General features: G+C 73.4%; 9 protein-coding genes and 1 tRNA gene. 4 read left to right on the forward strand and 6 right to left on the reverse strand.

Annotated elements, in window-relative coordinates; translation table 11 throughout:
* Position 1 precedes the first annotated feature (1 nt).
* The 4 genes from ACIQTO_RS21170 to ACIQTO_RS21185 all read right to left on the reverse strand — a co-directional run bounded on the left by ACIQTO_RS21170 (position 2) and on the right by ACIQTO_RS21185 (position 7,465).
* On the reverse strand, positions 2-427 hold the full coding sequence (locus ACIQTO_RS21170; RefSeq protein WP_402390067.1) for a DUF742 domain-containing protein: 426 nt from the start codon (positions 425-427) through the stop codon (positions 2-4).
* 7 nt (positions 428-434) lie between these two features.
* Entirely contained in the window at positions 435-866 is a 432-nt protein-coding gene (locus ACIQTO_RS21175) for a roadblock/LC7 domain-containing protein (RefSeq protein ID WP_329490371.1), read from the reverse strand.
* Entirely contained in the window at positions 863-4,108 is a 3,246-nt protein-coding gene (locus ACIQTO_RS21180) for a nitrate- and nitrite sensing domain-containing protein (RefSeq protein WP_402390070.1), read from the reverse strand. The genes ACIQTO_RS21175 and ACIQTO_RS21180 overlap by 4 nt, the downstream gene beginning before the upstream one ends.
* A gap of 288 nt (positions 4,109-4,396) precedes the next feature.
* Positions 4,397-7,465, reverse strand: coding sequence for a hypothetical protein (locus ACIQTO_RS21185; RefSeq protein ID WP_402390073.1), 3,069 nt, complete (start codon positions 7,463-7,465; stop codon positions 4,397-4,399).
* Between the two features lie 282 nt (positions 7,466-7,747).
* Here ACIQTO_RS21185 and ACIQTO_RS21190 point away from each other — a divergent pair.
* Positions 7,748-7,816, forward strand: a tRNA-Glu gene (locus tag ACIQTO_RS21190).
* A gap of 23 nt (positions 7,817-7,839) precedes the next feature.
* Here ACIQTO_RS21190 and ACIQTO_RS21195 read toward each other — a convergent pair.
* Positions 7,840-9,246, reverse strand: a complete 1,407-nt coding sequence (locus tag ACIQTO_RS21195) for an MFS transporter (protein ID WP_402390076.1) — start codon at positions 9,244-9,246, stop codon at positions 7,840-7,842.
* 133 nt (positions 9,247-9,379) lie between these two features.
* Here ACIQTO_RS21195 and ACIQTO_RS21200 point away from each other — a divergent pair, with 133 nt between their 5' ends.
* Positions 9,380-10,030, forward strand: coding sequence for a helix-turn-helix domain-containing protein (locus ACIQTO_RS21200; protein WP_402390079.1), 651 nt, complete (start codon positions 9,380-9,382; stop codon positions 10,028-10,030).
* A gap of 94 nt (positions 10,031-10,124) precedes the next feature.
* Here ACIQTO_RS21200 and ACIQTO_RS21205 read toward each other — a convergent pair whose 3' ends face one another.
* On the reverse strand, positions 10,125-10,643 hold the full coding sequence (locus ACIQTO_RS21205) for a GNAT family N-acetyltransferase (RefSeq protein WP_402390082.1): 519 nt from the start codon (positions 10,641-10,643) through the stop codon (positions 10,125-10,127).
* A 638-nt stretch (positions 10,644-11,281) separates the two neighbouring features.
* Between ACIQTO_RS21205 and ACIQTO_RS21210 the strand changes: the two genes are divergently transcribed.
* Positions 11,282-12,532 (forward strand): aminotransferase class I/II-fold pyridoxal phosphate-dependent enzyme, encoded by a 1,251-nt coding sequence (locus ACIQTO_RS21210; protein ID WP_402390085.1) that lies wholly within the window; start codon positions 11,282-11,284, stop codon positions 12,530-12,532.
* On the forward strand, positions 12,529-14,133 hold the full coding sequence (locus ACIQTO_RS21215) for a carboxyl transferase domain-containing protein (protein ID WP_402390088.1): 1,605 nt from the start codon (positions 12,529-12,531) through the stop codon (positions 14,131-14,133). The genes ACIQTO_RS21210 and ACIQTO_RS21215 overlap by 4 nt, the downstream gene beginning before the upstream one ends.
* Position 14,134 lies beyond the last annotated feature (1 nt).

The raw sequence follows: 14,134 nt of genomic DNA on the forward strand, positions 1-14,134 counted from the left end.
TTCAGAGTCTCCGGAGTCCTTCGCGAACGGCCGTGAGCAGGCCGAGGTCCACGCCCCCGCCGGCCCGGGCCACCGACAGCGGGGCCCGGGCCAGCAGCAGGCCCTGGGAGATCAGGTCGCCCAGGAGGATCTTGGTGACCGAGATCGGCAGGTTCAGGGCGGCCGCCACCTCGGCGACGGCGGCCGGCTGCCGACAGCGGTCCAGGATCATCCGGTGCTCGGGCTGGAGCCCGCGCGGGCCCGACCGGGAGGAACCCCGGGCCAGGACGGCGCGGGCCTCGTCCGTGACGGTGGTCAGCACCGTGATCATGGTGAGGTCGTCGCGCTCGGGCGCGGTGCGGCCGCGGGTGATGGTGTACGGGCGCACCATCGTGCCGGAACCGTCGTCCTCGTCCTCGTCGGGCACCTCGCTCCAGTGCGGCATCACCGGGGCATCAACCCCGGTTCCTGGCCGCGAAGGCGTCGAAGTCGCTGCGCACCGGCGTGCTGAGCTTCTGGCCGACCTGCTGGACCAGCGTGTGCATGGCCACCGACATCACCTCGGCGTCCACCTCCTGGGAGGCGACGACGGCCAGGTGGGTGCCCTGCGCGGCGGCGATGATGAACAGCCAGACCTCGGAGAGCTCGACGATCACCTGGTGCACCGGCCCGCCGTCGAACAGCTGGCCGACGCCCCGGGCGAGGCTCTGCTGGCCGGTGGCGACGGCGGCCAGCCGCTCGGCGTCGGCCCGCTCGATGGTGCGGGAGTGGCTGACGACCAGGCCGTCGTCGGAGAGCAGCACGGCGTTCCTGGTCCCGGCCACCGAGTCGACGAGTCCGTCCAGCAGCCAGTCCAGGTCCTGGTGGGTGGCGATCGTGCGGTTCATGACTGGTCATCCGTCCTAGTGGTTCGGGGGTCCGCGGCGGGGAGGGCCCAGGGGGACGGGCCGGGCGCGGGAGTCGGGGAGCCGGTGGGGCCGGTGGGGGGCGCCGGGTGGGGGCCGCGGTCGGTGAAGGCGCTCTGCTGGGGGAGGTGGACCTCGCCGGAGTCCTGGCCGCGGGCCACCCGGGACTGCCGCTGGAAGGCGCCGATCGCCGCGCCCGAGCGGCGCGGGGGGCGCTGGAACGCGCCGGCCGACCCGATCGGCGTGCCGAACGAGCCCGGCATGCCCGGAGCGCCGGTGACGCGCTCGGCGGCGGCCTCCGGCGGCGGTGGCGGCACGCGCAGCTCGGCGGCCAGGCTGGCCTGGCGGACCCGCTGCGGCAGCGGCGCCTGCCCGCCGGCCGGCTCGCTGAGCGGCACCGTGGAGGCGTACTCGCGCCGTTCGGCGAGGCGGTAGTGGTCGGCCGGGCGGTACTGCTCGTCGGCGTACGGGGCCTCGGCGGGCGACACCGTGGCGTAGGCGATGTCCGGGTAGGCGGGCGTGGGCGCCTCCTGGGCCGGGGAGCCCTGGGCGGCCGGTGTGCCCGGGGCGTCCGGTGTGCCCAGGGCGTCGTAGGCGTCGTGAGCCGGTCCGGCCGGTGCGTCGTACCCGGTGGTGCCGGCGGCCGACGGGTCGTACGAGCCGCCGTGGGCGTCCGCGCCGTACCCCTCCGTGCCGTAGCCGGTGGTCCCGTACCCGTCCGCCCCGAGGGCGTCCGGGGCGTACCCCGTCGTCGGGTACCCGGCCGTCGGGTACCCGTCCGTGCGGTACCCGGTGGTGCCGTACTCGACCCCGCCGTGGCCGTCCGCGACGTGGCCACCGGTGCCGTACCCGCCGGTGCCGTACCCCTCGCTGCCGTAGCCGGCCGTGCCGTCGACCGGGGAGCTGTGCTCGACCGGCTGCTCGGGCGTCGGCGGCTGGATGTACTCGACGTGCGCGAACGCCTCGGCCGGGTTCGGCGCGGCGGCCGAGGGGACCAGCACGGTCTCCGGCGGCTCGATCGCCGGCGGCGCCGGCGCGACCGCCGTCGCCAGGGTGGCCTCGGGGTCCGTCGGCGCGCCGTGGTCCTGGCCCGCGGTGAGGGCGGTCAGCCCCGTCTTGCGGGTGCGCCGGGCGAGCGGGATCGGCTCGACCGGGGTGGCGTCCGGCAGCCCGGCGTCGCCGTCGATGACCAGCTCGTCGGGCACGAGCACGACCACCCGCGTCCCGCCGAAGGCCGACGGCCGGAACTCGATCTTCAGATTGGAGTTGGCGGCCAGCCGGGAGACCACGTAGAAGCCGAGCCGGATGTCGTCCGCCCGGGCCAGCACGTCCATCCGCGGCGGACGGCTCATCAGCTCGTTGGCCGCGTCGTACTGCTCCGGGTCCATGCCGAGACCGCGGTCCTCGATCTCCACCGCGAGCCCGCGGCCGACCATCGCGGCCCGGACCTCGACCGGCGTCGGCGGCTTGGAGAAGCTCGCCGCGTTCTCCATCAGCTCGGCGATCACGTGGGCGACCGGGCCGACCGCGCGCTCGTTGAGCCACGGGTGGCCCTCGACGTCGAGCATGATGCGCCGGTAGTCCTGCACCTCGCTCTGCGCGGCCCGCAGCACGTCCAGCAGCGGGACGGGCTTGCGCCAGCGCCGCTGGGGGTGGCCGCCGGCCAGGATGACCAGGTTCTCCTCGTAGCGGCGCAGCCGGGCGGTCAGGTGGTCGAGGTCGAACAGGCCCTCCAGCACCTCCGGGTCCTCGTGCTTGCGCTCCAGCTCGTCCAGCTTGCGCAGCTGCTGACCGATCAGCAGCTGGGTCCGGCGGGCGATGCGCTGCAGCAGCCGCTCGAAGCCGCGGTGCTGGTCGGCCTGGCGGACGGAGGTCTCCAGCGCGGAGGTGCGGGCCAGGTTGAGCGCCTGGCCGAGGCGGGACAGCTCGTCGGTGCCGTTGCCGTGCGGGTCCGCGGTGATCGCCCGGCTCTCGGCCTCGACGTCGACCTGCTCGCCCCGCGAGAGGCGCTCCACGACCTCGGGCAGCGTCCGCTCCAGCTCCTGGGCCTGGGTGTGCAGGACCTTGATCCGGCGGCGCAGCGAGCGGGTCAGCCGCCAGCTGGTGAGGATCACCGCGACGACCGCGATCAGGCCGATGACGGTGGTCAGCACGAAGGCGGTGAGCAGGGAGAGGAACGAGCCCTTGCCGACCTCGACGATGCCGTCGGTGCGGGTCTCGATCGCCTTCACCAGCTGCGGGTTGAGCTGGTCGAGCGCCTGACGCCACTGGTCCTGGGAGGCCGGGAGCTTGACGGCCCCGCTCGGGTCCGCCGGGGTGGCCCGGAGCAGGGACTGCTCCACGGCGGCCTTGGCCTGCCAGGCCGGGCCGGCCATGAGGTCCTGCCAGGCGCCCGCCTCGCCGGCCGGGATGTACGGCACGACCTGCACCTCGAAGAGGTGCTCCTGGGCGCCGATCGACTGCTGGACCAGCTGGTAGTCGGCGGCGGTGAGCTTGCCGGACGGCCAGCCGCGGGCCAGTACGGCGTCCTCGCGGGCCAGCATCTCCTTGGCCCAGAAGGCGTCCACCAGGGTCTTGGAGATCCAGGTGACCTCGCCGTTGTCGACGTGGCTCAGGGCGGTGAACAGCCGCAGGTCGACGGCGATCAGGTCGGTGTAGTAGGCGAAGGCGGTCTGCTGGTCGACGGCGGCGCGGTCGATCGCGGCCCGCTGCTCCGTCAGCTTGCCCATCGCCTGCCGCGCCTCGGTGACCGCGTCGCGCACCTCGGCGGGCGCGCTGTCGGCGGTCTCGCCGGAGAGCACCTGGAACTGGCGCACCGCGTCGTCGGTGAGCTGGCGCTGGCGGCGCAGCGCGTCGGTGACGCTGCCGGGCCGGGCGAGCGCCTCGGCGCTGAGCCGGCGCTCCTCCTGGAGGTTGTAGTAGACGTGGTTGGACGGCTGCCCGGCCTTCTGGGCCAGCAGGCCCTGGGCCGCCTGGCGCTGGAAGTCGAGGAAGGTCTGGCCGCTGGTGACCGCCCAGAGGGCGGCGAGGGCGAGACTGGGGACGACGGCCAGGACGAGCAGCGCCGTCCGCAGGGACAGGCGCGGACGCCTGCGGGGGGACTTCGGCGTCGGGGGCCGCCGATTCGCACGCGCGCGCAGAGCTGACTCCTTGGGACTGGCGGCCGGCCTGGTGGGGTCGAACCGTCCGGGGGCACGAGCTTTTGACGAAGCGATACTAGTCATACGGTGTGATAGGAGTGAAAAGCCGTTCGCTGCCTGGACGGTGTGCGCACACAGCCTTAACACACTGTCATCGCGCAGTTAATGATCAGTGAACGAAGGGGCCGTGCGGGGGAAGGGCCCGCGCCGGTTCCCGTGGCAGGCCGTCAAAGGCCGTGATCGTGTGCGGAGCGTGCTCCCCGGGTGCCTTCCCCGGGCGCCTTCCCCGGGGGCCCTCCCCGCGCGTCTCCCCGCCCGCGGGCCCTCCCCCCGGTCGCGGCCGTGACCGGAGGGAGGGCCCGCGGAGTGCGGTCAGCCCCAGGTGCCCACCAGGGGGAGGTCGCCGGTGTCGCCGAACTTCGTGCTGTAGACCACCAGGTCGCTGTCGGCGGCCCGGCCGAAGAAGGACCGGTCGCCCGGGCGGTAGACGCCGATCGTGTCGGTGCCGCCGCCGTCCCAGTCGCCCTTGACCGGGACGTCGTCGGGGTTGCCGAACTTGACCGGGGGCCGGATGTGCTCCGTCTCGTTGGAGTCGTTCAGGTAGAAGTACTGGGTGGTGGGGTCGTACACCGCGACGGTGGTGGTGCCGTTGCCGTCCCAGTCGCCCACCAGCGGGGTCCATCCGGGGTTGCCCAGCTTGATCCGGTAGCGGAAGTTGACGTTGTCGTCCGTGAGGTAGAAGGTCTGGTCGTCCGGCCGGTAGACGCCGATCGTGCTCCGGCCCTGCCCGCTCCAGTCGCCGGCCAGCGGGATGTCGCCGGTGTTCCCGAACTGGACGGTGACGGCGGGCGTGAGGTTGTCGTTCGACAGCACGAACGTCCGGGTGTCGCGGTGGTAGACGCCGACGGTGTCCACGCCCGGTCCGCTCCAGTGGCCGGTCAGCGGGACGTCGTCGGCCCGGTGCTCGCCGCCGAGCACGGACGAGCCGAGGAGGACGCCGTTGTGGGCGGCCTCGCTGAAGGTGCCGTCCGAGCGCCGGTACGCGCCGACGGAGGAGGCCGGCTTCGTGGGCGTCGCGTTGACGACGGCCGTGCCGATGGCGCGCTCCGTGGCCACGGTCAGCGGCATGGAGTTCGGCTGGTCGGGGCCGAGCCAGCGGAAGTTCTGCAGGTAGACGACGCGCGGGTCCTGCGCGGCCACGGCCCGGTAGCCGGCGTTGAACGCGGCCACGCTCGCGTCCGACGGGCAGTTCCCGTTCATGGAGAGGGACTCCGGGAACAGCATCAGGTGCTGGTCGGGCGAGCTGAGGATGCGCTTCAGCTGGGCCAGTTCGTCCTGGACGGCCCCGCGCCCCACGCAGTAGTCGTCGAAGCCGACGATGTCGACGCCCCGGGGCACCGGGTGGTCGGAGTTGAGGTGGTACCGGTCGTAGCTGAGGATCAGCAGCTTGCCCGGGAAGGCGCTCCTGAGCTGGTCCGCCTGCGTCTGGACCTGGGCGGCGGTCAGGCCGCGCCAGTAGGCCTCGTCGGTCAGGTCGACGGCGGCGATCTTGTCCATGTTCGAGCCGATGCTCCGCACGAGCCCGGCGAGGTTCCGCGCGGCGTCCGGGTTCGGGGTCAGCTTCTCGGGGTCGTCGGTGCGCCTGATGACCATCTCGTTGTTGACGTCGATGGTGCAGGACGCCGGCAGGCACTGGTCCAGGAAGTCGACCCGGGGATCGGTGCCGCGCTGGTAGCCGTTGAAGTTGGTCCACGGTGCCACCTCGGGCGCGTGGTTGGTCCCGAAGTTGGGGTCGTCCGGGTCGCGGATGTCGTAGTACCCGTAGTGGCCGAGGCCGCCCAGCATCGAGATCCGCAGGTCGTCCACGGTCGTGACCCGGCCGGCCGCCGAGTGGTGCGCCCCCAGGGACACGTACCCGTCGCGCGGCAGCTCGGCGGCGGTCCGGCCGGCGAACACGGTCGCGCCGTTCACCGTCACCGTCGCCTGCCGTGCCGCTCCGCTCGCCACCGCGACCGACACCCGGTAGGAGCCGGTCGCCGGGCTCACCGGGGCGAGCGCGGTCGCCGCGCCGCCCTGGTAGAGGGCCAGCGCGCCGTCCGCCTGCACGCGCAGGCCGATCGCCACGTCCTCGGCGTCGACCGCGCCGGTGCCGCCGGAGGCGTTGCCGACGGCCAGCGAGGCCCAGTCCTGGACCGAGGTGCTGCCGGCCACCGGGGTCAGCACGGCCTGCACCGTGTAGGAGCCGGTGGGCACGTCCGAGGTGGCGGGCTTGTTCAGGCGCACCGCCGCCGTGCCCCCGGGGAAGGAGAGCACGTTCGGGTGGGCCGGGCTGTTCACCCGCACCGAGCCCGCCGCCGGGGTGCGGGCCAGGCCCTTCACGCCGGAGACGGCGCTGTAGTTGCCGGAGACCAGGCCGGGCTGACGGGCGCCGAGGTCCTGGTTGAGCCCGAAGTCCGCCGTGGCGGCGGGCGCGCCGTCGAAGGTGTCGACCAGTGTCCCGGCGCTCGTGGTGGCACCGGTGTCGACCTTGCTGACGCTCAGGCCGTGGCCCGCGCCGTCCCCGAAGGTGGTCACCCGGTCCGGGGCGGAGAGGTAGGCGCCGAGGGAGAGGAAGGCGCTGCCCGGCCAGCGGGTGACCGAGGCCGGCGCGGTGACGGTGAACGGCGTGCCGTTCACCGTCAGCACGACCGCCCGGTCCGTGCCGGTCGACACGGTGAGCGAGACGGCGTACCGGGCCGTCGGCGTGACCGACCCGGACCAGAACGGCGTCTCGCCGCCCCCGCCGTGGAAGAGGTTCAGCCGGCCGTCCGAGGCGACGGTCAGCCCGAGGTCCACGTCGTTGCCGGTGACGTAGCCGGTGCCGCGGTGGCCGCGGCTGAGGACGATCGAGCCCCAGTCCCCGTCGCCGGTGTCGCCGACGACCGGGTCGACCACCGTGGTGACCGTGTAGTGGCCGCTCGCGTCGGCGACGGCCGGGGCACCGAGCATGACGGCGGAGAGGCCGCGCGCGAAGACCAGCCGGTCGGGGTGGTCCGGGTGGCTGACCTGCACGTGGTCCGGCGTCGGCGGGGTCACGGTGTCCCAGCGGCCGGAGGTCCGGGTGTACGAGATCCCGTGCAGCCCGGACGGCGGAGACTGACGGGCGTCGAGCTCGCGGTTCAGCCCGTAGTACGGCGCGGTGTCGAGCGCGGTGGTCTGCTGGAAGGTGTCCGTGAAGCCGCGCGAGGCGGTCAGGTCCGCCGGCGCCGGCGGACCGTCGAGGGCGGCCGCCGGCGCGGCGCCGAGGCCCGCGGGCAGCAGGGCCAGGGCGAGCGCCGAGGCGGTGGACAGCAGGGTCCGGCCCAGGCGTCGGCCCGGCCCTCCCGTCCGATCTCGGGTCGTCCCGGCTAGGGCCGTTCCGGCTCGGTCCGTTCCGTCTCGGGCCGTGAAGTGAGCGTGCATCACCGAGTCTGTCTCCCGGGTGAAGGAACGGCGGAGCGGTCGCGCCACCGGGGGAGCGGACACGCGGAACCACAGCGGCACGGCGGCCTCCCCCGGGGCGGATCCTAGGGCGCGTGTGCGAACGGCCGTGCGGAAACGGCGGCGCGGGGCCGGCCCGGGGTGGGGGTTGCCGCGTCAGGGGGCCGTTGGTGGCCCCGATTTCGTCTTTCGATCATCCGTTGGTAGTTTCTTCCCTGTCGGCGGGACAAGATCGCGGAAGTGATCGAATGCCCGGCCGGTCAGGCGTCGGTGGTGCAGTGGTAGCACGCCCGCTTTCAGCGGGAAGGGTTCGTTCGATTCGGGCCCGGCGCTCGGTTCGGCAAGGGCGGGAGTCGTCATCGGCTCCCGCCCTTGCTGTCGTTCCCGGGGCCCGAGGCCCGTGCCACGGCGACGAGGAACAGTCCGCACGCCGTCACCAGCAGCCAGCCCGGCCGTGACGCACCGGCCAGGCCGTCCGGCGCGACCCCGGTCACCAGACCCCCCGCCACCGCGATGCCGATCGCCGCGCCGACCTGACGCGCGGAGGAGGTGATCGCCCCGGCCACGCCGGCCCGGTCCGCCGGCAGACCGCCGATCGCGGTGTTGGTGATCGGCGCGTTGGCGAATCCGAAGCCGACCCCGATGAGCAGGTAGGCCGCCAGGAACAGGGGGACGCTGGTGTCCCGGCCGATCCCCACCAGGCAGAGGCCGCCGGCGGCGATGAACCCGCCGGCCAGCAGCAGCGGACGGCGCGGCCCGAGCCGTGCCACCAGGGCGCCGGACCACGGCGCGCAGACGGTCGCCCCGAGTGCCATCGGCAGGGTCGCCGCCCCGGTCTCCAGCGCCGTCCAGCCGCGGGCATGCTGGAGATAGAGCGTGTTGAGCAGCAGGCTCACGTTCAGCGCGACGAACAGCGCCACGGCGCCCAGGGCCGCCAGCGCGAACGGCGCCCGGCGGAAGAGTTCGAGGTCCATCAGCGGCTCGGGCCGGCGCCGCTCGACCCGGACGAAGCCGGCCGTGGCCAGCGCCGCCACGGCGCAGCCGGCGAGCGCCGCGGGCGAGGTCCAGCCGATCCGGGGCGCCTCGATGAGGACGGCGACCGCGCTGCCCAGGGCCAGGACGAGCAGCGACTGGCCGGGCAGGTCGAGCCGGCGGGCGCGCTGTCCGTGCGACTCCGGCACGAACACCGCGACCAGGACGAGGGCGGCGAGGACGACCGGCACGTTGATCCAGAACACCGAACGCCAGCCGAACGCCGCGATCAGGGCCCCGCCGGTGACCGGCCCCGCCGCCATGCTGAGCCCGAAGACGGACGCCCAGACGCCGATCGCCCGGGCCCGCTCCCGCGGGTCGGGCATCGCGTTCACCACGATCGCCAGGGCGACGGGGCTGAGCATCGAGGCCCCGACCCCCTGGGCGGCCCGGGCCGCGACGAGGAGGCCGGGCGACGGGGCCACCGCGCAGGCGAGCGAGGCGAGGCCGAAGACGGTCAGCCCGACCCGGAAGACGCGCCGCCGCCCGAAGCGGTCCGCGAGGGCGCCGGCGGAGATCAGGAGGCCGGCCAGGACCACGGTGTAGGCGTCCACCACCCATTCCAGGCCGCCGGTGCCGACGCCCAGCCCGCGTCCGATCGCGGGCAGGCCGACGTTGACGATGGTGGTGTCCAGGCCGACCAGGAACATGCTCAGCGCGCAGACGGCCAGCACCGTCCATCGTCGTCGGGTGCTCAACGCGGGGCGATCAGTCAGGATTGTCGTGGTCACGGGCCCACCTTCGGTTCGGTATCGTCTGCGGCGCCATGCTCGGACCGGGCGGCAGCACCGGCCCAGGGACTTTGCGAAGACCGCAAAAACCGACCCGGCCCACCCGAGGGACCGGATGGACCGGAGGTACCCGATGAACCGCACCGACCCGGTGGACCCAGCTGACCCGGTGGACCCCGGCGCGGCCGCGGACGCCGACGTCGAGGGGATCCTCGCCGGCATCGGACCGCGGCTGCGGGTCCTGCGGCGGGCCCGCGGGCTCACCCTGGAGGCCCTGGCCGAGGCGACCGGGATCTCGGTGAGCACGCTGTCGCGCCTGGAGTCGGGCAAGCGGCGCCCGACCCTCGAACTGCTGATCCCGCTCGCGCGCACGCACCGCGTCGCCCTGGACCAGCTGGTCGCGGCACCGGCCACCGGTGACCCGCGTCTGCATCTGACGCCCCGTCACAAGGGGCGGGGCAACGTCCTGGTGCCCCTGACGCAGTACCCGGGCCGGCTCCAGGTCTTCAAGCAGGTGCTCGCCCACCGGGAGCCGAAGCTGGTGACCCACGGCGGGTACGAGTGGCTCTACGTGCTCGCCGGCGAGCTGCGCCTCATCCTCGGCGAGCGCGAATTCACCCTCCGTCCGGGCGAGGTGGCCGAGTTCGACACCGTCGAGCCGCACTGGTTCGGTCCCGCCGGTGCGCACGCGGTGGAGATCCTGCACCTGTTCGGCCCGCACGGCGACCAGGCCGTGGTCCGCACCGGCCCTTCCGCGCCCGGCCGGTTCGCGCCCGGCCGGTGAACGTCGGGCCGCCGGCCGCCGGGTGGTGGCGCCAAGTCGGCGCCGCCACCCGGCAGTTCCGGGTGCATCCCGGCCGGGGCCGGGCCCTGCCCGGCTAGCTGCCGAAGGCCGCGGCCCAGCGGACCGTCCCCGACGGCAGCGGGTGCCGCCGGTCCAGGCTCAGCGCCATCCACGCCTCGTCGGGTGCCTCGACACCGAGGACCAGCCCGTGCGCCGAGGCACGGACGAAGCCGAACCGCGGGTAGGAGGACGGGTGTCCGCGCAGCACGACGAAGCGCTCGCCGCCGCGCCGGGCGGCGTCGAGCGCGGCCAGGACCGCGGCGGAGCCGGCGCCGGAGCGCTGGTGGTCCGGGTGCACCGAGACCGGGCCCATGGCGAGCGCCGGGACGTCGCCGATGAACGCGCGGCTCAGCACCACATGGCCGACGGGGGTGCCGGCCGGGTCGGTGGCGACGAAGGAGAGGCCGTCGATCCAGCCTTCGCCGCTGCGGAGCGCGGCGAGCAGATCGGCCTCGGCGGGCCGGCCGAACGCCGCGCGGGTGAGGGCCTGGACGGCCGGGACGTCGGCGTCGGTCTCGGGACGGGTGAGCCAGGAGGAAGCGGAGGAGGACATCGGTAACCCTTGGATGAGGGGCCCGGCGCACCGCCGCGGCGCCCCGCGGTGCGGGGAGCGGTAGCGGTCAGACCAGGGCCCGGGGGGTGCGAACGGTCGTCCGGGCGCCGCGCAGCACAGGCGCGGCCGTCGTCACCGTGGCCACCGTTCCACCTCCTTCGTCCCGCTCGTCGTCCTGGGTCCGGTACGGACCCGGTCGAACGTAACACGGGCGGCCGGGCGGCCGCCCCGGTTTTCCGGCGGGGCCGGCCGGGGTGAGCCCCGCCATCCGGCCCGCGTCAATGGCGACCGACCGGCAAAGAATTTCCGGTCGACCCGTCGAATGGCGGTCTGTCCAGTTTTGCGAGGCGGCAAAAATCTTCCGGTTGACAGTCGTCGCAGCATATTGAATTCTTTCAATCACCGGGGCGGCGCGCAGCTCTTCGGTCCTCTTGCCAGTGACTCCGGGGGCTTACGGGGCAAGTGGTGCAGGGAACACTGGATCAAGCCAGCGGCCGGCCGACCGAGTCCGGCCCGTTCGGACGGACGACCGTACGCGGTTTCCACGAGTACGCCTGATCACCCGGAATTGACGATGCCGATAAAGGCCCGGTCTTGGGTCCGGTATTACCGTACCGAAATTCAACAAGGAATCTGGCGTGCACTCATACATGAACATCAAGAAGTCCGCGCGAATCAGCCACGACTTCTGGGAGGTCACCGCCGAGGCCGGGATGTTCGACATCGTGGTGTCCGGCCTCGGTGACGGGCGGCACCGGACGCTGGCGGACGACCACGAGTTCGTGAACATGTCCTCCTACTCCTACCTCGGCCTGGACACCCACCCGCGGATCGTCCGGGCGGCCGCCGACGCGGTGCTCGCCGAAGGGGCGCTCAACAGCTCGACCTCGCGGATGCGGATCCGGTTCGGCTCGCTGCGGGACGCGGAGACGGCGCTCTCCGAGCTCTTCGACGTCGAGGCGGTGACGGTGGCCTCCTGCGCCGCCGCGGCCTGGGCGAGCCTGCCGCTGCTGGCCTCCGGGCTGCTGACGGACGGCGTCCCGCCGCTGATGGTCTTCGACAAGAACGCGCACTTCTGTCTCAACGCGATGAAGCCCGCGGTGGCCGACGAGGCCGAGATCGTCACCATCGCCCACAATGACGTGGACGCGCTGGAGGACCTCTGCCGCAAGCACCCGCAGGTCGCCTACGTCGCCGACGGCGTCTACAGCACCGGCGGGGCCGCGCCGATCCCCGAACTGCTGCGCCTCCAGGAGAAGTACGGGCTCTTCCTGTTCTTCGACGAGGCGCACGGGGTCTCCACCGTCGGTGAGCGCGGCCGCGGCGTGGTGCTGGAGGCGATGGCGGCGAACGGCGGGATGAACGACCGCACGCTGATCATCACCTCGCTCAACAAGGGCTTCGGCGCCTCCGGCGGGGCGATCTTCCTCGGCCGCAACGGCTCGCGGCAGCGCCGCGACACCGCGCTGCGCAACGGCGGCCCGCTGATGTGGTCGCAGCGCATCAACACCGCGGGCCTCGGCGCGATCATGGCCTCCGCGGAGCTGCACGACTCCCCGGAGCTCAAGGAGCTCCAGCGGAAGCTCCAGGACAACATCACGCTCTTCGACTCCCTGGTGGAGACCTCCTTCCACGGTGACGGACTGCCGATCCGCTTCGTGGACATCGGCTCCGAGGACGCGACCATCCGGCTCGCCGGGTCGCTGCTGCGGCGCGGCTACTACACCTCGCCGATCTTCTTCCCGGTGATCGGCCGGGGCAAGGCCGGGCTGCGCCTGATGCTGCGCGCCAACATGGCCGAGGCCGAGATCCGCGACTTCTGCGGTGCGCTGAACGACGGCCTGGGCGCCGAGGCGGCGCGCGAGCCGGGGCAGGAGCAGCCCCGATGACGGCCCTGCGTTCGCACATCGACTCCTCCGCCGAGGTGTTCCGGCGCAACGCCGCGGCCTTCGACGAGAAGCGGCAGGTCATCGCCCGGGCCCGGGCCGCCGCGATCGCCGGCGGGGACGAGCGCTCGCGCCGGCGCCACACCGAGCGCGGCAAGCTGACCGCCCGTCAGCGGGTCTACCAACTCCTCGACCCGGGCACGCCGTTCATGGAACTCGGCCAGCTGGCCGGGCACGAGGTCTACGAGGAGCACGTGCCCTCGGCCGCGCTGGTCACCGGCATCGGCATGGTGAGCGGCCGCCCGGTGGTGGTCTTCGCCAACGACGCCACGGTCAAGGGCGGCAGCTACTTCCCGCTGACCGTGGAGAAGCAGCTCCGGGCCCAGCTGGTGGCCCGGGAGAACGGTCTGCCCTGCGTCTACCTGGTGGACTCCGGCGGCGTCTACCTGCCGCTCCAGGAGCAGCTGTTCCCCGGCGAGTACCACCTCGGCCGGATGTTCCGGAACATCGCCGAGATGTCGGCACTCGGCCTGCCGCAGATCGCCGCGGTGATGGGCAGCTGCACGGCCGGTGGCGCGTACATCCCCTCGATGTGCGACGAGACGGTGATCGTACGCGGTACCGGCACGGTCTTCCTGGGCGGCCCGCAGCTGGTGCGCGCCGCCACCGGCGAGGTGGTGGACGCCGAGACGCTGGGCGGCGCCGACCTGCACACCCGGGTCAGCGGGGTGGCCGACCACCTCGCCGAGAGCGACGAGCACGCGCTGGCGATCATCCGGGAGATCATGGCGCGGGACGGCCGCCCGGCCCTCGCCCCGCCGCCGCGGACCCCGCGGCCGCCGCTGTACGACCCGGCGGAGCTGCCCGGCATCGTCAGCGCCAGCCTGCGCGAGCACATCCCGGCCCGGGAGATCCTGGCCCGGCTGCTGGACGGCAGCGAACTCACCGAGTACCGGGCGCGGTTCGGCCCGACCATCGTGTGCGGCACCGGGCACATCGGCGGCTACCCGGTGGGCGTGGTGATCAACGACGGGGTGCTGTTCCCGGAGAGCGCCCAGAAGGCCGCCAACTTCATCGAGCTCTGCACCCAGCGCGACATCCCGCTGTTGTTCCTGCACAACATCAACGGCTTCATGGTCGGCGCCGAGTACGAGGCCGACGGCATCGCCAAGCACGGCGCCAAGCTGGTCAACGCGGTGTCCACGGCCAAGGTCCCCAAGTTCAGCCTGGTGATCGGCGGCAGCTACGGCGCCGGCAACCTCGCCATGTGCGGGCGCTCGATGGGTCCGCGGCTGATGGCCATGTGGCCGAGCGCCAAGTCCACCGTGGTCGGCGCCGAGCAGACCGCGACGGTGATGGCGCTGATCCGCGGCGACCAGCTCGCCAAGGAGGGCAAGGTCCTCTCCCCCGAGGAGGAGGAGTCGATCCGGCGCCCCATCATCGAGACCTACGAGCGCCAGTCCCACCCGCTGTACTACGCCGCCCGGATGTGGGTGGACGCCGTGGTGGACCCGACCGAGACCCGTGAGTGGCTGGCGCTCTGCCTGGCCATGTCGGCCGACGCCCCCAAGCAGGAGACGCGCTTCGGCGTGTTCAGGATGTGAT

Source organism: Kitasatospora sp. NPDC091207 (assembly GCF_044768625.1).
Lineage (GTDB): Bacteria > Actinomycetota > Actinomycetes > Streptomycetales > Streptomycetaceae > Kitasatospora.